20 protein-coding genes are annotated in these 20568 nt (G+C 70.2%); 8 read left to right on the top strand and 12 right to left on the bottom strand.

Annotated elements, in window-relative coordinates; genetic code table 11:
- Positions 1 to 163: 163 nt before the first annotated feature.
- The 7 genes from ABD256_RS15415 to ABD256_RS15385 form a co-directional block, all read right to left on the bottom strand.
- Positions 164 to 1405 (bottom strand): acyl-CoA dehydrogenase family protein, encoded by a 1242-nt coding sequence (locus ABD256_RS15415; RefSeq protein WP_344418215.1) that lies wholly within the window; start codon positions 1403 to 1405, stop codon positions 164 to 166.
- Positions 1402 to 2271, bottom strand: coding sequence for an SDR family oxidoreductase (locus ABD256_RS15410; protein ID WP_344418213.1), 870 nt, complete (start codon positions 2269 to 2271; stop codon positions 1402 to 1404). The genes ABD256_RS15415 and ABD256_RS15410 overlap by 4 nt, the downstream gene beginning before the upstream one ends.
- Positions 2271 to 3131 (bottom strand): MaoC/PaaZ C-terminal domain-containing protein, encoded by an 861-nt coding sequence (locus ABD256_RS15405; RefSeq protein WP_344418211.1) that lies wholly within the window; start codon positions 3129 to 3131, stop codon positions 2271 to 2273. The genes ABD256_RS15410 and ABD256_RS15405 overlap by 1 nt, the downstream gene beginning before the upstream one ends.
- On the bottom strand, positions 3124 to 3558 hold the full coding sequence (locus ABD256_RS15400) for a type II toxin-antitoxin system Rv0910 family toxin (RefSeq protein ID WP_344418209.1): 435 nt from the start codon (positions 3556 to 3558) through the stop codon (positions 3124 to 3126). The genes ABD256_RS15405 and ABD256_RS15400 overlap by 8 nt, the downstream gene beginning before the upstream one ends.
- A 19-nt stretch (positions 3559 to 3577) precedes the next feature.
- Positions 3578 to 4768 (bottom strand): lipid-transfer protein, encoded by a 1191-nt coding sequence (locus tag ABD256_RS15395; RefSeq protein ID WP_344418207.1) that lies wholly within the window; start codon positions 4766 to 4768, stop codon positions 3578 to 3580.
- A 92-nt stretch (positions 4769 to 4860) separates the two neighbouring features.
- Positions 4861 to 6183 (bottom strand): cytochrome P450, encoded by a 1323-nt coding sequence (locus ABD256_RS15390; protein ID WP_344418205.1) that lies wholly within the window; start codon positions 6181 to 6183, stop codon positions 4861 to 4863.
- Positions 6180 to 6509: a hypothetical protein gene (locus ABD256_RS15385; RefSeq protein ID WP_344418203.1), complete on the bottom strand. Its 330-nt coding sequence runs from the start codon at positions 6507 to 6509 to the stop codon at positions 6180 to 6182. The genes ABD256_RS15390 and ABD256_RS15385 overlap by 4 nt, the downstream gene beginning before the upstream one ends.
- Before the next feature lie 165 nt (positions 6510 to 6674).
- Between ABD256_RS15385 and ABD256_RS15380 the strand changes: the two genes are divergently transcribed.
- Positions 6675 to 7895, top strand: a complete 1221-nt coding sequence (locus ABD256_RS15380; RefSeq protein WP_344418201.1) for a sensor histidine kinase — start codon at positions 6675 to 6677, stop codon at positions 7893 to 7895.
- Positions 7892 to 8572: a response regulator gene (locus ABD256_RS15375; protein ID WP_344418199.1), complete on the top strand. Its 681-nt coding sequence runs from the start codon at positions 7892 to 7894 to the stop codon at positions 8570 to 8572. Before ABD256_RS15380 ends, ABD256_RS15375 begins: the two co-directional genes overlap by 4 nt.
- Before the next feature lie 43 nt (positions 8573 to 8615).
- On the opposite strand, the gene ABD256_RS15370 is transcribed toward ABD256_RS15375, so the two are convergent.
- A complete protein-coding gene (locus ABD256_RS15370) occupies positions 8616 to 10241 on the bottom strand; it encodes a carboxylesterase/lipase family protein (protein WP_344418197.1) in 1626 nt (541 codons plus the stop codon).
- A 451-nt stretch (positions 10242 to 10692) separates the two neighbouring features.
- Here ABD256_RS15370 and ABD256_RS15365 point away from each other — a divergent pair, with 451 nt between their 5' ends.
- Both ABD256_RS15365 and ABD256_RS15360 read left to right on the top strand, forming a co-directional pair.
- Complete coding sequence (locus ABD256_RS15365) at positions 10693 to 11100, top strand: hypothetical protein (protein ID WP_344418195.1); 408 nt, start codon at positions 10693 to 10695, stop codon at positions 11098 to 11100.
- A 314-nt stretch (positions 11101 to 11414) separates the two neighbouring features.
- On the top strand, positions 11415 to 11690 hold the full coding sequence (locus tag ABD256_RS15360) for a hypothetical protein (RefSeq protein WP_344418193.1): 276 nt from the start codon (positions 11415 to 11417) through the stop codon (positions 11688 to 11690).
- Positions 11691 to 11697: 7 nt separating this feature from the next.
- Here ABD256_RS15360 and cysC read toward each other — a convergent pair whose 3' ends face one another.
- Positions 11698 to 13551: an adenylyl-sulfate kinase gene (gene cysC, locus ABD256_RS15355; protein ID WP_344418191.1), complete on the bottom strand. Its 1854-nt coding sequence runs from the start codon at positions 13549 to 13551 to the stop codon at positions 11698 to 11700.
- Positions 13551 to 14459 carry a sulfate adenylyltransferase subunit CysD gene (gene cysD / locus ABD256_RS15350; protein WP_344418541.1) on the bottom strand — a complete coding sequence of 303 codons (909 nt, stop codon included), beginning with the start codon at positions 14457 to 14459 and terminating at the stop codon, positions 13551 to 13553. Before cysD ends, cysC begins: the two co-directional genes overlap by 1 nt.
- Positions 14460 to 14551: 92 nt before the next feature.
- On the opposite strand from cysD, the gene ABD256_RS15345 reads away from it, so the two are divergent.
- A complete protein-coding gene (locus tag ABD256_RS15345) occupies positions 14552 to 15019 on the top strand; it encodes a nuclear transport factor 2 family protein (RefSeq protein WP_344418189.1) in 468 nt (155 codons plus the stop codon).
- Positions 15020 to 15028: 9 nt separating this feature from the next.
- Here the strand turns inward: ABD256_RS15345 and ABD256_RS15340 are convergent, their stop codons facing one another.
- Positions 15029 to 15919: a helix-turn-helix domain-containing protein gene (locus tag ABD256_RS15340; protein WP_344418187.1), complete on the bottom strand. Its 891-nt coding sequence runs from the start codon at positions 15917 to 15919 to the stop codon at positions 15029 to 15031.
- An 87-nt stretch (positions 15920 to 16006) separates the two neighbouring features.
- Here ABD256_RS15340 and ABD256_RS15335 point away from each other — a divergent pair, with 87 nt between their 5' ends.
- Genes ABD256_RS15335 through ABD256_RS15325 form a run of 3 tightly spaced genes read left to right on the top strand, consistent with a single transcriptional unit; the run spans position 16007 to position 19109 of the window.
- On the top strand, positions 16007 to 17173 hold the full coding sequence (locus ABD256_RS15335; RefSeq protein WP_344418185.1) for a hypothetical protein: 1167 nt from the start codon (positions 16007 to 16009) through the stop codon (positions 17171 to 17173).
- Between the two features lie 3 nt (positions 17174 to 17176).
- The gene (locus tag ABD256_RS15330; RefSeq protein WP_344418183.1) at positions 17177 to 17959 is read left to right on the top strand and encodes an SDR family oxidoreductase; all 783 of its coding nucleotides are present in this window, start codon (positions 17177 to 17179) and stop codon (positions 17957 to 17959) included.
- A 10-nt stretch (positions 17960 to 17969) separates the two neighbouring features.
- Complete coding sequence (locus ABD256_RS15325; protein ID WP_344418181.1) at positions 17970 to 19109, top strand: sulfotransferase family protein; 1140 nt, start codon at positions 17970 to 17972, stop codon at positions 19107 to 19109.
- A gap of 6 nt (positions 19110 to 19115) precedes the next feature.
- Here the strand turns inward: ABD256_RS15325 and ABD256_RS15320 are convergent, their stop codons facing one another.
- On the bottom strand, positions 19116 to 20486 hold the full coding sequence (locus ABD256_RS15320; protein WP_344418179.1) for a cytochrome P450: 1371 nt from the start codon (positions 20484 to 20486) through the stop codon (positions 19116 to 19118).
- Positions 20487 to 20568 lie beyond the last annotated feature (82 nt).

Genomic DNA, 20568 nt, shown 5'->3' with positions numbered 1-20568 from the left:
TATACCAGGCACTACTGGTTCCGGACGGCCCGAATTGGTTCACTGGAAGCTGGAGCCGCCCCCAGGGCTCCGGTTCCCACACGGGAACACGAAACCGGTCCGCACGAGTGCGCGGGTGTCCCCCGGCGCCTCGTGCGGACCGGCACTCCACCCGATCGGGCGGTCAGTCCGCGAGCAGGCCCTTCGCGATGTGGGTCACCTGGATCTCGTTGCTGCCCGCGTAGATCATCAGGGACTTCGCGTCGCGGGCGAGCTGTTCGACCCGGTATTCCGCCATGTACCCGTTGCCGCCGAAGAGCTGCACGGCCTCCATCGCCACCTCGGTGGCCGCCTCCGAGGCGTACAGCTTCATCGCCGATGCCTCGGCCAGCGTCGGCGTGGTCCCGGCGCGGATCCTTTCGATGGTGGAGAACACCATGTTCTCCACGTTGATGCGCGCCACTTCCATCTTCGCCAGCTTGAGCTGGACGAGCTGGAACCGGCCGATCTCCTGGCCCCACAGCGTCCGGCTCTTCGCGTAGGCGAGGCACCGGCGATGGCATTCGTTGATGATCCCCAGCGCCAGCACGGCGACGCCCATCCGCTCGGCGGCGAAGCCCGTTTTCACCTCGGCCCTGCTGTCCCCGCCCCCGCCGGGTTCGGTTTCGCCGAGCAGGCGGTCGCGGCCGAGCTCGACGTTGTCGAAGAACAGCTCACCGGTGGGCGAGGACATCATGCCCATCTTCTTGAACGGCTTGCCCTGCGTGAAGCCCGCCATGCCCTTGTCCAGCACGAAGGTCAGCACCTTGCGGTCGCGCCGGTCCGCTCCGTCGCCTTCGTCGAGCTTGGCGTAGACCACCGTGGTATCCGCGTAGGGGCCGTTCGTGATGAACGTCTTCTGTCCGTTGAGGACATATCCGTCGCCGTCGCGCCGGACGTGGGTTTTCATACCGCCGAACGCATCGGAGCCGGAATCGGGCTCGGTGATCGCCCATGCGCCGATCTTCTCGAAGGTCGCCAGCTCCGGCAGCCACCGCTCCTGCTGCGCCAGGGTGCCCTTCGACAGGATGGTCTGCGCGGTGAGCCCGATGCTGACCCCGGCGGAGGCGACGATGCCGAGGCTGACCCCGGCCAGTTCGCTGATCGCGATCACGGCCATCGTCTCCTGGCCGCCGAGGTCGAGCCCGCCACCGCGCTTCTTCTTGGCAGGCCCGGCCGCGGCCTTGGCCCGTCGCCGTTCCAGCAGACCGGTGACGGCTTCCTTCGCCATCGCGTCGATGCCGAACGACGCGAAGAGCTTGCGGATGATGCCGTACGGCGGCAGTTCGCCGCTTTCCAGCGCGTCGAGATGCGGCCGGATCTCCTTGCCGACGAACTCGCGGACCGCGTCGCGGATCAGCAGATCGGTCTCCGACCACGCGATCACGGCAGCCTCCCCGCGATGTCGCCGATCGTCCACGCGCCGTCGGTCTCGATCACCTTGACGTCGTGCCAGCCCGCGAGCTCGGAGATCGCACCGCCCTGCACCGCGAACACCTTTCCGGTGAGCGGGCACTTCTCGGTGGCGAGGTAGGCGACCAGCGGGGAGATGTTGGCCGGGGAGAACGCGTCGAACTCACCCTCCCCGACCTCTTGGGCGAAGATCGCGCCCATGCCCGGCGTGGCGAGGGTGAGCCGGGTGCGCGCGATCGGCGCGATCGCGTTGACCCGCACGCCGTAGCGTGCCAGCTCCTCGGCGGCGACCAGGGTGAGCGCCGCGATCCCCGCCTTGGCCGCCCCGTAGTTGGCCTGCCCGGCGTTGGGCAGGGTCACCCCGGACGCCGAGGCGGTGTTGATCACCGCACCGGCGACCTGCTCACCCGCCTTGGACCGCGCCTTCCAGTACGCCGCCGCGTGGTGCAGCACCGCGGCGTGCCCCTTGAGGTGCACCGCGAGCACCGCGTCCCACTGCGCCTCCTCGATCCCGGCGATGAACGCGTCGCGCAGGATGCCCGCGTTGTTCACCACCACGTCGAGCCGCCCGAACTCGGCGACGGCCTGCTCGACGAGCCGCGCCGCCCCTGCCCAGTCGGCGACGTTCGCGGTGTTGGCGACCGCCTTCCCGCCCGCCGCCGTGATCTCGTCGGCCACCTCCCCCGCCGGGCCCGCGTCCGAACCACTGCCGTCGTTGGCGCCGCCGAGGTCGTTGACCACGACGCAGGCGCCCTCCTTCGCGAACAGCAGCGCGTGCTCCCTGCCGATGCCGCGCCCGGCACCGGTGATCACCGCGACCCGCCCGTCGAGTGCTCCCATCACGCTTCTCCCCGCTGGTCGGTGAATTCGGCGAGGCCGTCCTTGATCACGACCGTGTCGCCGATGGTGGTTTCGTAGGCGTAGGAACCGTCTCCGGTGTCCCAGATGGACGTTGCCAGGTCCTGACCGGGCAGCACCGGCTTGGCGAACCGGACCGCGAGCCGCTTCAGTCTGTCCACATCGGACCCGCCGACCTCGGTGAGCAGCGCCCACGAGGTGAACGCCATGGTGCACAGGCCGTGCGCGATGATCCCCGGCAGGCCGGCGCCCTTCGCGACCTCCTCGTCGAGGTGGATCGGCATCGGATCGCCCGCGGCCGGGCCGTACCGGAACGTCTGGTCGTCATCGACGTGCTGGTTCACCGTGGCGACGGGCGCGGCCGATCGCACCGACTCGGCGAACTTGTGGCCGGGGGCGAGTGCGCCACGGGTCTCACCCGTGTCGAAACCGCGGACGAAGAACGTCACGTACTGCTCGTTGACCAGTTCGCCGCCCTCGGTACGGGTCTCCAGGTACACCGCGGCGCGCGATCCGTTGGGCAGCCCCTGGTAGCCGGTCATCCTGCCGCGCGCGACCAGGCGGTCGCCCGGCCGGATCGGGCGGTGGAACCGGAAGTCCTGCTCCCCGTGCACCACCCTGCCGAACAGTCCGGCCGGGACGACCTCCAGCGCCGGTTCCAGCAGCGACTCGAACACCGGCACGATCGCGAACACCGGGCTCGCCACGTCGCCGTCACGATGCGCCGGGATCGGGTCGTTGGTCGCGGCGGCGTACTCGGCGAGCCGCGCGCGGGTGACTTCGAACCTGGTTTCGTCCGTCCAGCGGTCCAGCCCCGCCGGATCGAACCGCTCTTCAGGCACCGACCAGCTCCTTGAACTTCTCGAGCGACGCGTCGAGATTCTTCTTGCCGTCCTTCTCCACGGCCTTCCCCAGCGCGCCGACGATCATCTGGCCGCTGAACTCCGCGTCGATCGTGGCCGTGGAGCCGGTACCGGTGGCTTCGACCGAAAGCCGGAAGCCGACCTTCACCCCGGCCATCCCGGTGCCCGAGATCGCCAGCCGGTTCGGCGCGTCGAACTCGTCGACGGTCCAGGTGATCGTGTTGGGCATCCCCAGCATCGTGACCACTTCGGACACCTGCGCGCCCTTGGCGAACTCGGCGGGCACCTCGCCCTTCCACTTGGTGTGGATGGTCAGCCACTTCTCGAAGTTGCCGGGGTTGGAGAACTCCTGCCACACCTTGCCGGGAGCGGCGTCGAGTTCGACGGAGGCGTTGATCTGACCCATGTGCTTCTCCTCGGTGGGTTCAGCGCTCGGCGCGCTGGTACGCGGTGACGACGGCGGCGCCGCCGAGCCCGATGTTGTGCTGCAGCGCCGCTTCGACACCGTCGACCTGTCGCCCGTCCGCGGTCCCGCGCAGCTGCCAGGTCAGCTCGGCGCACTGGGCGAGCCCGGTCGCGCCGAGCGGATGGCCCTTCGAAATGAGCCCGCCGGACGGGTTGACCACCCACCGCCCGCCGTAGGTCGTGTCGCCGGAGTCGACGAGCTTCCCCGCTTCCCCCTCCGCGCAGAGGCCAAGGGCTTCGTAGAGCAGGAGTTCGTTGGCGGAGAAGCAGTCGTGCAGCTCGATGACCTGGAAGTCCCGCGGGCCCAGCCCGGCCTGGTCGTAGACCTGGCGTGCGGCCTGGACGTTCATGTTGTAGCCGATGATGTTCTTCGCGGTGCCGTCGAAGGTGCTGGCGAAGTCGGTGGTCATCGCCTGCCCGACGATCTCCACGGCCTGCCCCGCCAGCCCATGCGCGTCCACAAAGGACTCGCTGACCAGGATGGCAGCCCCGGAGCCGTCCGAGGTCGGCGAGCACTGGAGCTTCGTCAGCGGGTCGTAGATCATCCGCGAGCCGAGGATGTCGTCGAGCGTGTAGACGTCCTGGAACTGCGCGTACGGGTTGTGCACCGAATGCCGGTGGTTCTTCTCGCCGATCTTCGCGAAGTGCTCGGCCGTGGTGCCGTGGGTCTTCATGTGCTCGCGCCCGGCGGCGCCGAACATCCACGGCGCGGGCGGGAAGAGCACTTCGGAGATCTCCGCGAGCGCCTGGAGGTGGTTGCCGAGCGGCTGCTCGCGGTCGTCGTAGGTCGACTCCAGCGAGCCGGGCTTCATCTTCTCGAACCCCAGTGCCAGCGCGCAGTCCGCCTGCCCGCTCTTGACCGCCTGCGCGGCCAGGTACAACGCCGTCGACCCGGTCGAGCAGTTGTTGTTCACGTTGACGACCGGGATCCCGGTCATCCCCAGCTCGTAGACGGCCCGCTGCCCCGAAGTCGACTCGCCGTACACGTAGCCGACGTAGGCCTGCTCGACCTCGTCGTAGCCGATACCGGCGTCGGCGAGCGCTTTCGTCCCCGATTCCTTGGCCATTTGAGGGTAGTCCCAGCCCTCACGACGCCCGGGCTTCTCGAACTTCGTCATGCCGACGCCGACGACGTACACCCTGTTCACCATCGCGCCGCCCCTGGTGCCGTGGTTGCCATGACAACAAACATACAGGCTTGAATGTATTGTTCAAGCCCTGAGGGGCGCCCGGTACCGCGGAATCAGCTCCTCTTTCCCGGCACCGAGGCGGATTTCGTGGTGGCGCGAACGGGAAGCTCGGTGTAGCCGCGCAACACGCGGGTGCCACGCCGCGTGGGCGAGCCGGCGAGCGCGAGGCCGTCGAACCGTTCGAACAGCGCTTGAAGGGCGATCGACGCTTCCAGCCTGGCGAGCTGCGCGCCGAGGCAGTAGTGAATGCCCGCCGAGAAGGCGAGGTGCTCGCGCGCGTTGGGACGGGTGACGTCGAACGTATGCGGCTCGGCGAACACCTCGGGATCGCGGTTGGCGCCACCGAGCATGGTCACCACCGGGCGGCCCTCGGGCAGCGGCAGGCCGGCGAGCTGGAGATCCTGGCTCGCCACCCGCAGGGTCACCTGCACGGGCGAGTCGTACCGCAGGACCTCCTCGACCGCGTTGGCCCAGCCGGACGGGTCGGCGCGCAGCGCGGCGAGCTGCCCGGGATGGTCGAGGAGCAACCGGACGGCGTTGCCGATGAGGTTGACGGTCGTCTCGAAACCGGCGCCGAGCAGGAGCAGGCCGGTGGCGCGGAGTTCGGTGTCGCTGAGCCGGTCACCGTTCTCCACGTCATGGACGAGCTTGCTCAGCAGGTCCTCGCCCGGCGCGTGGCGAAGGTGCGCGAGATGTCCTTCGAACCAGGAGTTCAGCCCCCGCAGTGCGGAGTCCGCGCGCCAGAACGCGCGCCAGCCGAGGCCGGGGTCGAGGGTCGCGGCCGCCTCGTTCCCCCACCGGAGGAACTGGTCCCGCATCGTGGTCGGCACGCCGAGGATCTCCGCGATCACCATGACCGGCAACGGAGCGGCGAACGCCTCGACGAGGTCGAAGGGCTCGCCTTCGGGAATGCGGTCCAGCAGGTCGTCGGCGACCTCGCGCATGCGCCCGGTGAGCCGGTTGACCGCGCGCGGGGTGAACGTGCGCGAGACCAGCTTGCGGATCCGGGTGTGCTGCGGCGGCTGGACGACCAGCAGCGAGGGCGGGTCCACCGGGCCGAGCGCCCTCGGGTCGACCGCGGCGGTCAGCACCCGGTCGAGCAGCCCGGTCGCCCCGCCCCCGGCGCTGGCCACGAACTTGTCGCCGCGCAGGATCTCGCTGGCCGTCCGGTGGCTCGCGGTCGCGCTCAGGAGCCGGTTGGACACCACCGGACCCCGGGCGCGCAGCTCGTCGTAGGCGTCGAAGGGGTTCTCGCGGAGTGCCTCGTCCGCGGTGATCCTGGCGATCAGGTCACCACGACGGGCGGCCACGCGGATGGCCATCCCCGGCAGCCCGTAGCGGATCGCCCACACCGTCGCCGACCGCGCCCGGTTCATGCCGCACCGCCGAGCAGGCAGCGGACGGGCGCCCACCGCCGCGCGGACTTCGTGGCCCCGAACCGCGCGGTGTCGAGGTGGAGCGCCCGGACCAGGCCGGGGTGCTCTTCGGCGAGCTCGCGCAGCCGCTGTGCGGCGGGCGGCTCGGCCTGCGCCTGCACCATCAGGTCCCACCGCCGTCGCAGTGCGAGCAGAAGGCCGCGACGGTCGCCGAAGATCTCGGCGTACTCGGCACGCCACGGCACGGTGCCGTCACCGGCGTGGTCCAGGTCCTGCTCCACCTGGCGCAGGGCCGCGTAATAGCGGTGTGTTTCCGGCCAGCCCATGAGGTCCCCTCCCGCGTCGGCTCTCGGTCCGGAGTCCGAGACTAGGGCGCCACCGGCCTCTTCCGCTTCGAGCCGAGGACGGCAATCGGCCTCCTACCGTGGTAGGAAACCGGCTGCCGTCCGTCGACGGAAGCCGCGGGTTCCGTTCCTTCCTATGATGAGTCCGTGCTGGTAGTGGCGACACGGGTGAAGGCGCGGATCGAGAGCAGCTGCGCCCGCCTCGGCGTGCCGTATCCCTGGTGGATCCCGGCGTGGTCCACCGCGGCGAGTGCGTCGATCGCCGCCGCCGCGCTGATCCAGCGGCACGCGCTCCCGCCCGCGCTGCTCGCCTTGGCCGCCGTGCTCGCGTACGGGCACCTGGCGATGTGGACGCTGAGCGGCCGGATGCTGCTGCCCTGGATGGACGCCCTGCTGGTGGCCGCGGCGGTGCTGGTCCTGCTCGCCCATCCGGTGCGGGCCGATATCGCGCCCTGCCTGCTCACCGTCGCGGCGGCCGAGGTGGCCGCGACCTCGCGCCCGCGCGTGGCGCTGGTCGCCGCCGCGCTCGGGTGCGCGATCCCGATCGGCGCCGGGCTGGCGGGCCAGCTCGAAGGAGCACCGGTGTACGCGGTCGGCGTCCTGCTCGGGATCCAGGTCGGCATCACACTGCGCTGGCAGATCAGGGCGCTCGCGGCCGAGCGGACCAGCAGGGTCACCGAACGCGACCAGGCGGCACTGGCGGAGCGGCAGCGCATCGCGCGCGAGGTGCACGACGTGGTCGGGCATTCGCTGAGCATCACCCTGCTGCACGTCACCGGCGCCAGGCACGCGCTGCAGACCGACGGCGACCTCGCCGAGGCGATCGAAGCGCTCACCGACGCCGAGCGGATCGGGCGCAGCGCGATGACCGACATCCGCCGCAGCGTCGGCCTGCTGCCGGCCAACCAGCCGAGCACCCAGCCGCTGCCGGACCTCGAGCAGATCCCCACCCTCGTCGAGCACACCCGCGGCGCCGGTGTCCAGGTGCACTACGAGCAGAGCGGCGATCTCGGCGCGATCGACGCCACCCGCGGCCTCGGCCTGTACCGGATCGCCCAGGAGTCACTGGCCAACATCGTCAAGCACGCGCCGGGAAGCACCGCCAGCATCGGGTTGCACATCGGCGAGACGATCCGGCTCACCGTCCGCAACACCCTCCCGAAGGGCAAGCCGGACCGGCGCGCCAAGCACGACGGCGCCGGGCTCGAAGGAATCGCCGTCCGCGCCGCCCAGCTCGGCGGGACCCTGACCACGCGGCCGTGCGACGACGGACACTGGGCGATCGAGGTGAGCGCGCCCCTCGACCAGCCGGTGCCGGGCGGGCGCCCCGCTCCCCTCGGGTGTCCATTTCGGACGGCGGCGTCGTGACCGTCTCCGAGGCGGAGACGAGGGTGCTGCTCGTCGACGACCAGGAGCTGGTGCGTTCGGGGCTGCGCCGCATCCTGCGCCGCCGTGCCGGGTTCGTGATCGCCGCCGAGTGCTCGGACGGCGACGAGGTCCCGGCCGCGATCACCGCGCACGAGATCGACATCGTCGTGCTGGACCTGCGGATGAAGCGGATCGACGGGATCGAGGCCACCCGGCGGCTGCGCGCGCGGGGCGATCTCCCGCCGGTGCTCGCCCTGACCACCTTCGACGACGACGAACTGCTCTCCGGCGTACTGCGGGCGGGCGCGGCGGGATTCGTGCTCAAGGACTCACCGGCCGAGGACCTGATCCGCGCGGTGCGGACGGTGGCCGCCGGTGACAGCTGGCTCGACCCCACCGTCACCGCACGGGTGCTCGCCACCTACCGGCGAGCGGCGCACCCCGATCCCGCGACCACGCCGGCGGCGCAGCTCACCACCCGTGAACGCGATGTGCTGCAGGCCATCGGATGCGGGCAGACCAACACCGAGATCGCCGAGAGCCTCGTCATTTCCGAGGTCACCGTGAAAAGCCACATCGGGCGCATCTTCGCGAAGCTCGACCTGCGCGACCGCGCCGCCGCGATCGTCTACGCCTACGACCACGGCATCGTCAGCCCTCGCGGCCACCTGCCGTGATGGTCCACAACAGACCGATCAGTGTCTGTTGTGGACCATCCGGTCAGCGGCGTCCGGTGAACGGGGTCAGCCGGTTCCAGAGCTTTTCGCAGTTGTGCTGGCGCGAAATCTCGGTGGTGAGCTGGCTGTCCCCCGCCGCGTTGAGCGACATGACGACGGGGTTGTCCCTGGTGTAGCGGTCCCATCGTGGCGTGCCGTCGACGGTGGGGTTGCCGGTGCGGGCGAATCCCGTCCACTGCGCGACGAGCTGGTCGGACAGCGCCTGCTGGTTGGGTGTGAGCTTGGCGTTCCCCGGGAAGAGCAATGTCGATTCGGCGATGTGGTACGCGCCGTTCGGCTTGGTGGCATCGAGGAAGAACGCGGGCGGTGCGTCGGTGTCGTCGAACTGGTAGGCGTAGACCGGGATGTGCCGCGCCAGCCGCTCGTCGTTGAGCAGGGCGGGGCAGACCGAGTTCGAGTCGGCGACGATGGTCCGGTAGGCGAGGAACGCGGCGGGCGTGGGGAACCGGTTCAGCGGGTACGTCTCGCGGACCGCGGGCGCGTGGTGCTTGTACTGCTGCGCGACCAACCGGTCGTAGTCGGCGGGCGTCGAGGCGGACGCGAGCTGGGTCTCGTCGCGGTCCACGCCGTGCATCAGCGCCACGTTGTTGACCTGCCCGGTGGCGAAGGCCTCCCCCGGCGAAGCCGGCAGTGTCGTGCCGTTCACGATCGGCGCGATCGTGCCGCTGTCGGGCGCCATCCCGTTGCCCGCCTTGTCGAGCAGGGCCTGCACCGGTAGGCGGCGAAGGCAGGCACCAGCGTCGCCGGTGCCGCACCCGAGCGCGGTGGCGAACCGCGCCCCGGCCTGCTGCGCCTCCTCCTCGGTGGGCAGCTCCGCCTTGCAGTCCTGCGCCTGCCACGAGGTGTCCACGCCGAGCAGCGAGTTGTACTCACCGCTTTGCGCGATACCGCGCTTGAACAGTCCGGCCGAGGCCGGCGAGACGGTGTGGGCGCAGACGCTCGACCCGCCAGCGGAGGCGCCGTAGATCGTCACGTTGCGCGGGTCCCCGCCGAACCGCGCGATGTTGCGCTGCACCCAGCGCAACGCGGCCTGCTGGTCCTGGAGCCCGTAGTCGCCGGCGTGCGCGCCGAACGCCTCGTGGGCGAGGAAGCCGAAGATCCCGAGCCGGTAGTTCACCTCGACGCTGATGACGTGGCCTCCCGTCACCAGGCGGCTGGCGTCGTTCGGTTCGAGCAGCAGGAAGCCGCCGCCGTGGATCTGCAGCATCACCGGGAACGGCCCCGGCCCCGCGTTGACGGGAACCCGGACGTTCAGGTTGAGGCAGTCCTCGTCGACCGAGCCAGGACCGATCCCGGCCGGTTGCGGGCACGCGGCCCCCTTCGTCGTCGCGGCGAACGGTTCGGTCCACGGGGCGGGCCGCCGCGGTGGCTCCCAGCGCAGCTCGCCGACCGGTGGTGCGGCGTAGCGGATTCCCTGCCAGGACTTCACCTCGCCGTTCGCCACGCCGCACACCGGCCCGTCGTCGGTCGTCACCGCGGTGCCCGGGGAGCACGCGGGCGCGGTCGACGCGGACCGGCCGAGATCGCCTGCCACGAACGCCACTCCGGTCGACAGCACCATCACCACGACGGCCACCAGTGCGGCGGCCCCTTTCCTGCCGGGTCCCATTCATCCTCCCTTGCTCCCCTCGGCCGGAAGGCCGAACGGAAAGATTCACGACACGATCAGCGGTGCGCTACCGGACACGGCAACGGAAAATGGCCGTCTCCGCATTATTGGCGGACAACTCGTTCTCGCCGATATCCAGTCTGGTCACCACCCCGAAAACCGCAACCGCCGTTCGGGCGTGCCCCATTCAGCCAGCGCGCGGAACACTTTCGGCGGCGAAATGGCGGACTGGTTCATACCAATGAGCCGACCCGATCGCGCGCACTGGTCCAGACCAGCGCGGAGCCGAAGCACCGGACGCGGAAACACACGAATGCCAGCGTCACCGCCGCAGCGGAGTCGAGCGGGCAGGCAACGCGGCCCCGTGGACGGACGTCCTCACACCATGACGGACGGAGATGCGCCCGATAAGCCGGTGGCGCGACGGAGACGGATCAACAGGCGCGCGACGGTGGTATCGACCGCGGTGTTGCTGGGGCTGGGCGCGCTCGCCGGGATCGCATTCCTTCCCCCGCTGGCGAACCACTTCGGCTACGCCCTGCCAGGTGAACACGGACTACCCTTCCGCGTGCACTACCACGGGCGCGATTACCGCAGCCATATGACGTGCGCCGGCGCCGACTGGTGCGAGGCGGAAAAGACCCCGGCGGACAGGGCGAAGCCGTACTGCGCGCCACGGGAGGACCCGGCAGCCGGAAGCGGGCCCCTGGTCCGGGTCGACGAGGTCGTCACCTTGTTCGGGGCAGCGCACCCCGTCTTCACCACCCCGAACCGTGCCCAGGGCGAGACGGTGATGACGATCCTGGTCGAGGCCTCCGGCGAATGCTACGTCTCCTACACCCTGATGGGCGGCCCGTAGGCCCTGCCAGGTGTGGCGCGCCATCACCGCGATCTTCGGGGTATCCACGTCCCCGAAGGTCACCGTCAGGGCAGCAGGAGTCGCACCCGAGCGCGCTGACCTCAACGCGGGAAACCCGAGGTGACGCCCCCGGCGCGCGCTTGTGTTAGCCTGTCGCCGTGCAGCGCCTCATGACGTCCCAGCGACTCGTAACCCGGCGCGCCGGCTGAGCCAGGTCGCCGGCGCGCAGCGCTGGCGATCGCGGACGAGCCGCATTCTCCCGGGACCTGGCCCGGTTTCCCGCCAGTCAGTCCCACTTCCCGCGGAGCGCAGCCATGTCCCTTGGTTCCACGTCACTCGACGCTCGTTCACCCCTGCTGGTCCGGCGCCGGATCGCCACCTACTTCGTCGGTGGCGTCACGGAAATCCCCCGCCTGGTCGCCTTGCTGGCCCAGCGTGGGCGCGTCGTGCACGAGCTGTCGGTCGACATCCGCGACGGTGTCCGGGAAAGCAGCATGGTCTGCGCCGTCCTGCTGCCCGGCGAAGAGGCAGAGGAACTGCTCGCGCGCCTTCGCGAACTCCCGGCGGTCGTGTCGGCCGAACTCGCCTGACGGAGGTTCAGTCCAGTGCGGCCAGGATCATCGCGGCCATCGCGGCCGGATCTCCGTTTTCGGGGCGCAGCACCAGATCTGGCGACTCGGGCCGTTCGTAGGGCGCGTCTACCCCGGTGAAGCCGGTGATCTCGCCGGCACGCGCCTTCGCGTACATGCCCTTGGGGTCGCGGTCCTCGCACACCTCCAGTGGCGTGTCGACGAAGACCTCCAGGAACGGGAGCCCCGCCGCTTCGCTGGCCGCCCTGGCCCGCTCGCGATCGGCGCGGTAGGGGCTGATCAGCGAGACCACCGCGACCAGCCCGGCGTCGGCGAACAGCTTCGCGGTCTCGGCGGTCCGCCGCACGTTCTCGGCGCGGTCCGCCGCGCCGAACCCCAGATCGCCGTTCAGCCCGTGCCGGAGGTTGTCCCCGTCGAGCAGGTAGGCGGGCCGCCCGGCGGCGACGAGCCCGCGTTCGAGTTCAACGGCCACACTGGACTTGCCCGACGCCGACAGCCCGGTGAGCCAGACCGTGCAGCCCCGCGTCGGGCGCTCGGCCCTGGTGACCGCCGTGGTGTGCCAGACCACGTTCGCCCGCGTGGTGCTGGGCCCCGTGATCATCCCGGCGGCGACCGTGGCACCGGAGTGCTCGTCGATGAGGAGGAAGCCGCCCATCGACCGGTTCCGGCGGTACGAGTCGAACATCAGCGGCTGCCTGGTCCGGAGCTGGACGCGGCCGAGTTCGTTGAGGGACAAGGACTCCGCGGTCTCGTCGCGGTGCAGCGTCGTCACGTCGAGCCGGTAGTCGAGTGCCCGGATCTCGGCCACCGTCTCGCGGGTGGTGTGCCGCACGGCGTAGGTCGCACCGGGGGTCAGCGCGCCCCGCTCGGAGAACCAGCAGATCATGGCGTCGAGGTCGCGGCCGAGGTGCGGGCGGTTGCCGGGACGGCAGATCAGGTCGCCGCGGCCGAGGTCGAGTTCGTCGGCAAGCTCCATCGTGACGGCCCGGGACGCGAACGCCTCGGCGACCTCCGTGCCCCCCGGGCCCCAGATCGCCCGCACGGTCGTGGTGAACCCGGACGGCAGCACGGTGACCTCGTCGCCCGGTTTGAACACCCCGCCCGCGACCGTTCCCGCGTAGCCGCGGAATTCGCGGCCGTGCTCGCGGATCACGTACTGCACCGGGAACCGCGCGTCGATCAGGTTGCGATCCGAGGCCACGTGGACCTGTTCGAGGTGGTGCAGCAGGGAAGTTCCTTCGTACCAGGGCATGCTGGCAGTGCGGTGCACCACGTTGTCCCCGTGCAGCGCCGACATCGGCACGAAGGTCAGGTCGTGCACTCGCAGCTTCATCGCGAACCGGCGGAAGTCCTCGCGGATCTCCTCGAACCGCTCCCGCGACCAGCCGACGAGGTCCATCTTGTTGACGCACACCACGAGATGCGGGATGCCGAGCAGGCTCGCCAGGAAGGCGTGCCTGCGGGACTGCTCCAGCACGCCCTTGCGGGCGTCGACCAGTATCAGCGCGAGGTCCGCAGTGGACGCACCGGTGACCATGTTCCGGGTGTACTGCACGTGCCCAGGGGTGTCGGCGATGATGAACTTCCGGTTGGGCGTGGCGAAGTAGCGGTGCGCGACGTCGATCGTGATGCCCTGTTCGCGTTCGGCGCGCAGGCCGTCGGTCAGCAGCGCGAGGTTCGGGCACTCCTCGCCGCGCGCCCGGCTGGTGCGCTCGATCGCTTCCAGCTGATCGGTGAACACCGTCTTCGAATCGAACAGCAGCCTGCCGATCAGGGTCGACTTCCCGTCGTCAACGCTGCCCGCGGTGGCCAGCCGTAGCGTGGTCACGCGCTCCCCGCCCGCGGTTTCCCGACCACGCATCAGAAATAGCCCTCCTTCTTCCGGTCTTCCATGCCCGTCTCCGAGATCCGGTCGTCGGCACGGGTCGCGCCGCGTTCGGTGAGCCGGGTGGTGGCGACCTCGGCGACCACCTCCGCCACCGACGACGCGGCCGATTCGACGCAGCCGGTGCAGGTCGCGTCGCCGACGGTGCGGAAGCGAACCGTTGCCTCGTAAGGGGATTCTCCCTCGGCGAGGGTGACGAACCGGGTGTGCGCGAGCAGCATCCCGTCGCGCTGGACCACCTGGCGCCGGTGCGCGTAGTAGAGCGAAGGCAACCCGACGCCCTCGGCCTCGACGTACTGCCAGATGTCCAACTCGGTCCAGTTCGAGAGCGGGAAGACGCGGATGTGCTCGCCCTTGCGGTGCCGTCCATTGTAGAGGTTCCACAGCTCGGGCCGCTGGTTCCGGGGATCCCATTGGCCGAACTCGTCGCGGAAGCTGAACACCCGCTCCTTGGCGCGCGCCTTCTCCTCGTCGCGCCGTGCGCCGCCGAACACCGCGTCGAAGGCGTGCTCCTTGACCGCGCGCAGCAGTGCCGCCGTCTGCAACCGGTTGCGCCCTGCCTTCGGGTCTTCGACCACCCGCCCGGCGTCGATGTCGTCCTGGACGCGGCTGACCACGAGCCGCAGCCCGTACTCGGCCACCGTGCGATCGCGGAACCCGATGACCTCGTCGAAGTTGTGCCCGGTGTCGATGTGCAGCACCGGGAACGGCGGTGGCGACGGCCAGAAGGCCTTGGCCGCCAGGTGCAGCATCACCATCGAGTCCTTGCCGCCGGAGAACAGCAGCACCGGCCGCTCGAAGGTCGCCGCGACCTCGCGGAAGACGTGCACCGCTTCGGCTTCGAGCGCCTCGAGGTGGGTGAGCTCGTACGTCGGGGAAGCCAGAGAAGCCACCGGACCCGCCCTTTCCGAGTGTCGAGATCAGCAAAGTAGAACACGTTCTTGCACTTGGTCAAGCGCCGCGGGACCATGCTGCCATGGACCTGGTCGCACTCGAAGAGATCCGGCGCGTCAAATTCCGCTACCTCCGCTGCCTCGACCTGAAGCGCTGGGACGAACTGGCGGAGACGCTGACCGCCGACGCCCGCGCGCGCTACGGAACCCCGTCCTACGGCGAACCGCTCGAATTCGACGGCCGCGACGCGATCGTCGAGTTCATGCGGACCACGATCGGGCCGGGCATCATCACGATGCACTTCGCGGGGCAGCCGGAGATCGACCTCGACGGTGACACCGCGAAGGGCACGTGGCTGTTGCAGGACAAGGTGATCGTGCCCGAGCACCGCGTGGTGATCGAAGGCGCGGCGTTCTACGAGGACACCTACCGGCGCGAGGACGGCGCCTGGCTCATCAGCGACACCGGCTACGACCGGCTCTACGAATCGATGATGTCGCTCGACGACCTGCCGGGGTTCAAGCTGACCGCGAGCCGCTGGAGCGCGTGACCCGAACCGTCACGCCTTGCGCCCGCCCGACTCCGCCGTCACCGCGTCGGCGACAGCGACCAGCTCCGCGCCGCGGCGCGCGATTTCGGCGCCGGTGATCGACTCGCCGACCGCCAGCGTGAGCACGAGTTCCTGGCGGCCGGACGCGTCGAACGTCGGCGCCGCCAGCAGGCTCACGGCGTGCTTGCGGCGCGGCGCCAGATCGGCACCGAGGTACACGCGTTCGCCGAGGCTGGACACGAGCTGCCCGACCAGGTCCCGCACCTCGGACGGCAGGTCGTCCGAGGCGACCCCGGCCATCAGCGAATAGAGCCGCCGCCCCGTCGAAGTCAGGCTTTCCACGAGGTAGCCGTGCTCGCGGCACTCGGCGACCACCCGGCGCAGGTGCGCCTCGTCGAGGCGGATCGGCACCGCGGGCGGTTTGGCGAGCCAGTCGCCGAAGGCCGCGTCGGAGTCCCACAGCACGTACATCAGGCCCACCGGCGGCGCGAACGGGTAGGTCCGCCCGAGTTCGACCCTGCCGGGCCCCGCGTTCGCCAGCATCAGGATCCGGTCACCCGAGACGGCCGACGCCGTGCACGTGGCGTCGTACCGCCTGCTCAGCTGCTCCAGGTGCCGCCGCGCGATCTCGCCCGCGCCGAAGCCCTCCCCCGCCACCCGCCCGGCGGCGATCATCGCGGGGCCGAGCCGGTAGGTCACCGTGCGCTGGTCGCGGACGAGGTAGCCACCCGCGACCAGCTCGGTCACGATGCCGAGGCAGGTCGGCTTGGCCAGGCCCAGCCCGCGAGCCAGGTCGGAGAGCCCGAACTGCTCGCCGGGACGGGCGGCGAAGAAGTCCAGCAGCCGCACGACCCGTTCGGTCGGCGGGGAGCGGCGCGTGACGGCCGGCGTGACAACCATTGACCCATCCTTAGAACACGTTCTACTCTGCGACGGACGAGAACGTACCAACTCGGTACGTATTTGTACCAGCGTGAGGAGTCGCGGGTGCTCACCCAATCGTTCGCCGACGCGATCATCGAGGCCGAGAAGGTCATCACCGAAGCTCCGCACGTCCGGACCGAACAGGACCTGATCGAGGGGTACGACTACCTCGCGGGCAGCATCCGGGCGTCGTTGCAGATGGCGTGGGCCTACGAACGGGACTTCCCGTACTTCACCCAGTCCACCGGCCCCTACACGAAGATGGGGCTCGACAACCCGGACACGCTGTACTTCAACGCGAACATCAGGGAGGACCGCGAGTACGTCGTCACCGGCACGCGCGGGACGACCGCCGATCTCAGCTTCCAGGTGCTCAACGGCGACTACTCGCCGGTCGAGGTGCCGGACAGCCTGGCCGCCTTCGACGACCGCCGGCTCCGGATCGAGGAGGACGGCTCGTTCGAACTCCGCTTCGGACCGGCGAAACCCGATCCCGGGCCGAACTACTTCGCGCTGGGCCCCGGATCGTCGATGCTCGTGGTCCGCGAGGTGCACAGCGACTGGACCGAGCGCCGCGGTTCGATCCAGATCCGGTGCGAGGACACCGCGGGGGGCGCTCCCCCGCCGCCCACGCGCGACACGATGGCGAAGCGGTACGGCGTCACCGGGAAGATCCTGCTGAGCAGGCTCCGGACCTTCCTGGCCTTCCCGAAGTGGTTCTACCTGAACCTGCCGGTGAACACGATGACCGAACCGCGCCCGACCCCCGGCGGGCTGACCACGCAGTACTCCTCGGCAGGGCACTACGAACTCGGCGACGACGAGGTCATGATCGTCACCGTGCCGCGATCGGACGCGCCGTACCAGGGCATCCAGCTCGGTAGCATGTGGTACCTCTCGCTGGACTACATCAACCACCAGACCAGCCTCACCGCCGATCAGGCGCGCGTCGACCCCGACGGGAAGATCCGGTTCGTGCTCAGCGAACGCGATCCCGGCCTCGTCAACTGGCTCGAACGCACCGGGCACGATCGCGGGTACGTCCAGATCCGCTGGCAGCGGCTGTCCCGCGAACTGACCGGCGCCGACGGTCCCGAGGTCGAGGTGGTGAAGTTCGGCGAGCTCGCCGACCGGCTCCCGTTCCACGAGCAGGCGCGCGTGAGCGCTGCCGAATGGGCGGGGCGGATCGCGGCGAGGCAGGCCGCCGTCGCCTCCCGGATGCTGGGCTGAACCATGACGGATCTGTTGGCCGGCAAGGTCGTCCTGGTATCGGGCATCGGGCCGGGGCTCGGCCGGTCCATCGCCGTGCGCAGCGCGCTCGCCGGTGCGGACGTCGTGCTCGCGGCGCGCACCGAGTCGCGGCTGGCCGAAGTGGCCGGGGAGATCGGCGCGCTCGGGCGGCGGGCGGTCACCGTGCCGACGGACATCACCGACGAATCCTCCGCCGAAGCGCTGGCCGGGAAAGCGGTGGAAGCGTTCGGGCGAGTGGACACCTTGGTGCACAACGCTTTCGCGATCCCGCCGATCATGGATCTCGCCGACGTCGACCTGGACGCCGTCCGGGCGGGCTTCGAGACGAACGTGCTCGCCGCGCTCCGGCTGACGCGCCTGTGCACGCCCGCGCTCGAAGAAAGCGGCGGTTCGGTGGTGATGATCAATTCGGCGGTGCTGCGGCATTCCCGGCGGACGTTCGGCGCGTACAAGATGGCGAAGGCCAGCCTGCTCGCACTGGCGCAGAGCCTCGCCTCGGAACTCGGGCCGCGGGGGGTCCGGGTCAATTCCGTGGCGCCGGGTTATATCTGGGCCGACTCGCTGAAGTGGTACTTCGGTTACCTGGCAAAGGAACGAGGTGTGCCGCCGGAGCAGGTGTACGCCGAGACGGCGGAAACGATCGACCTCCGCCGCCTCCCGGAACCGGACGAGATCGCCGACACCGTCGTCTTCCTGGCCTCGGCGCTGGCCCGATGCGTGACCGGGCAATGCCTCGACGTCAACGGCGGCGAGTACCACCACTGAAGGGGAGAGCATGCTTCCAGGGCGGGAAGACGTCGGCACGGTGGAGGACCTGCACGCGTCGGCGACGAAGCTGATCGGGCTGGACGACTTCGGCGGCAGCGACCACCTCGAAGGCCTGCGAGTGCTGTTGGAGTCCTACGCCCGCGAGGCCGAACTGACCCCGTACGGCAACAAGGTCCACCGCGCGTTCCTGCGCGGCGCGCTGGTCGCGCGGCTGCTGAGCGAGGCGTCGTGGCAGCGGAATCCGGAGTATGCCACCGTTCCGGTCGAGCGCCCGATCTTCGTGACCGGCCTGCCGAGGACCGGGACCACCGCGCTGCACCGGCTGCTGACCGAGGATCCCGCGCACCAGGGACTCGAGGTCTGGCTGACCGAGATGCCCCAGCCGCGGCCGCCGAGGGGGACCTGGGCGGCCAACCCGGTGTTCCAGCGGATCCAGTCCGGGTACGAGCGGCACCACGTGGAGCACCCCGAGTTCATGGGCCTGCACCACATGTCAGCCGACCAGGTCGAGGAGTGCTGGCAGCTACTGCGGCAGTCGCTGAAATCCGTGTCCTACGAATGCCTCGCGCACGTGCCGTCGTATTCGCGCTGGCTCGACGGCCAGGACTGGACCGACGCGTACCGCAGGCACCGGCGCAACCTGCAGCTGATCGGGCTGCCCGACGCCGGACGCCGCTGGGTGCTCAAGAACCCCAGCCACCTCTTCGCGCTCGACGAGCTGCTGGCGGTCTACCCTGACGCGCTGATCATCCAGACCCACCGGGCGCCGAGCACGATCATCGCGTCGGTGTGCAGCCTCACCGAACAGGCATCGGAAGGCTGGTCGTCGAAGTTCCGGGGAAGCGTGGTCGGGCGCGGGCAGCTCGACCTCTGGGCGCGCGGTGTCGACCGGTTCCGGGAAGCCAGGGCACGGCACGATCCGGCCCGGTTCCACGACGTCCGGTACGAGGACTTCGTGGCCGATCCGATCGGCACGGTCGAAGGCGCGTACCGGCACTTCGGGCTGCCGTTGAGCACCGAGGCGCGCGACGCGATGACGGCCGTGCACGCGGCCAGCCGCTCCGGGGAGCGCAAGCCCGTGCACCGGTACGACCTGGCCGACTTCGGGCTCAGCGCGGAGGAAGTGGACGAACGGTTCCCCGCCTGAGCCGGATCACTTGCCGCGCCACCAGCCGGTCAGGAAGTTCCGCCAGCGCCGTGGCGACGGCCGCGCGGTGCCGGTCGTCTGCGCCGTGGAGATCCCGGCCGACGAGACGGACGGGGCGGCCCAGCGTCCCTCGTCCGGCACCCTGGCGGGCGGGACCGCGGAGGTCGGCACGGTGACCGGGGTGAAGGTGACGGGCAACGCCGTCAGCGCGCGGTGGAACGGGCCCTGCCGCCACACGAGCTGGCCGGCGGGCACGGCGAGGCGCAGGTCCGGCAGCACGTCGAGCAGCGTCTCGATCGCCGCGGAGGCGATGACCCGCGCCGGCACCTGCGCCGGGCAGGTGTGCGGCCCGGCGCTCCAGGCGAGGTGGGCGCGGTTGCCTGCCCGGTGCGAACCCTCCAGTGCCGGATCGGTGTTCGCCGCGGCGAAGCTGATCAACAGCGGCTGGTCCGCGGGCAGCCGCGTGCCGAAGAGATCCAGGTCCGCCACCGGGTAGGTGGCCGAGAAGTTGGCCATCGGCGGATCGGTCCAGAGGATCTCGTCGATCGCCTCCTCGACCGGCATGCTGCCACCGGCGAGGTCACCGGCGAACCGGTCGTCGGAGAGCAGCAACCGCACCCCGTTGGCGATCAGGTTCTGCTCGAGCTCGGTTCCCGCGCCCAGCATCGGGATCATCTGGTGCAGCAGCTCTTCGTCGGTGAGCCGGGACGGGTGGGCCATCATCCAGGACGGCAGGTCCGGCCCTGGTTCGCGCCGCTTGAGTGCGATGAGTTCTGCCATGGCCTGTCCCATTTCCCTGTTGGCCCTCTCGGGGTCGTCCAAGTCGAAGAGTCCGCGTACCCCGGCGAGGAGCCGCTCGCCGAGGCCGGGCGGGCAGCCGAACAGGTGGTTGAACACCTCCAGCGCCACCGAAGTGGCGTAGGCGCCAAGCAGGTCCGCGGAGCCGAGGTGGGCGAACTTGCCGATCAGCCCGCGCGCGAGGTGCTCGACGTAACCGCGGAGCAGGTGCGGGTTGACCCTGCCGAGGCTGCTGGTCACCGCGCCGCGCAACCGGGCGTGCACCGCGCCGTCGGTGTACAGGTAGTTCGGCCGGTACCCCATCATCGGCAGCACGGGGTTGTCCGGCGGCTGGCTCTGCTCCCACCGCCGCGGGTCGCGGGGGAACGTGCTCGGTTCGCGGAGGACCTCCAGCGCGGCGGCGTAGCTGATCACCAGGTTCGCGGGTACGCCGGGTGCGAGCTCGACCGGCGCGATGGAACCGTGCTGCTCGCGCAGCCGCGCGTAGACCGCCGCGGGATCGGCCGCGAACTCCGGGGTGTAGAGCTGCGCGCGGCCGTTGTGCGCCGGGCATCGGGGTGGTGGGAAGGCTGAGGTCACGGGTGCTCCTGGCGGGTGGTGGTGAAGAGGTGGTCGACGAGGGCGATCAGCGCGGTGGCCGAGGAGGCGCGGTCGCGTGCGT

The organism is Amycolatopsis minnesotensis (genome assembly GCF_039529815.1).
Lineage (GTDB): Bacteria > Actinomycetota > Actinomycetes > Mycobacteriales > Pseudonocardiaceae > Amycolatopsis > Amycolatopsis minnesotensis.
This window is presented reverse-complemented; position numbering and strand designations above follow the sequence as displayed.

Bases quoted from the DNA above. Each gene is read 5' to 3' on its own strand.
- ABD256_RS15410 (WP_344418213.1), bottom strand. From the start codon at position 2,271: ATGGGAGCACTCGACGGGCGGGTCGCGGTGATCACCGGTGCCGGGCGC.
- ABD256_RS15400 (WP_344418209.1), bottom strand. From the start codon at position 3,558: ATGGGTCAGATCAACGCCTCCGTCGAACTCGACGCCGCTCCCGGCAAG.
- ABD256_RS15395 (WP_344418207.1), bottom strand. From the start codon at position 4,768: ATGGTGAACAGGGTGTACGTCGTCGGCGTCGGCATGACGAAGTTCGAG.
- ABD256_RS15390 (WP_344418205.1), bottom strand. From the start codon at position 6,183: ATGAACCGGGCGCGGTCGGCGACGGTGTGGGCGATCCGCTACGGGCTG.
- ABD256_RS15385 (WP_344418203.1), bottom strand. From the start codon at position 6,509: ATGGGCTGGCCGGAAACACACCGCTATTACGCGGCCCTGCGCCAGGTG.
- ABD256_RS15370 (WP_344418197.1), bottom strand. From the start codon at position 10,241: ATGGGACCCGGCAGGAAAGGGGCCGCCGCACTGGTGGCCGTCGTGGTG.
- ABD256_RS15360 (WP_344418193.1), top strand. From the start codon at position 11,415: ATGTCCCTTGGTTCCACGTCACTCGACGCTCGTTCACCCCTGCTGGTC.
- cysC (WP_344418191.1), bottom strand. From the start codon at position 13,551: ATGCGTGGTCGGGAAACCGCGGGCGGGGAGCGCGTGACCACGCTACGG.
- ABD256_RS15345 (WP_344418189.1), top strand. From the start codon at position 14,552: ATGGACCTGGTCGCACTCGAAGAGATCCGGCGCGTCAAATTCCGCTAC.
- ABD256_RS15340 (WP_344418187.1), bottom strand. From the start codon at position 15,919: ATGGTTGTCACGCCGGCCGTCACGCGCCGCTCCCCGCCGACCGAACGG.
- ABD256_RS15330 (WP_344418183.1), top strand. From the start codon at position 17,177: ATGACGGATCTGTTGGCCGGCAAGGTCGTCCTGGTATCGGGCATCGGG.
- ABD256_RS15325 (WP_344418181.1), top strand. From the start codon at position 17,970: ATGCTTCCAGGGCGGGAAGACGTCGGCACGGTGGAGGACCTGCACGCG.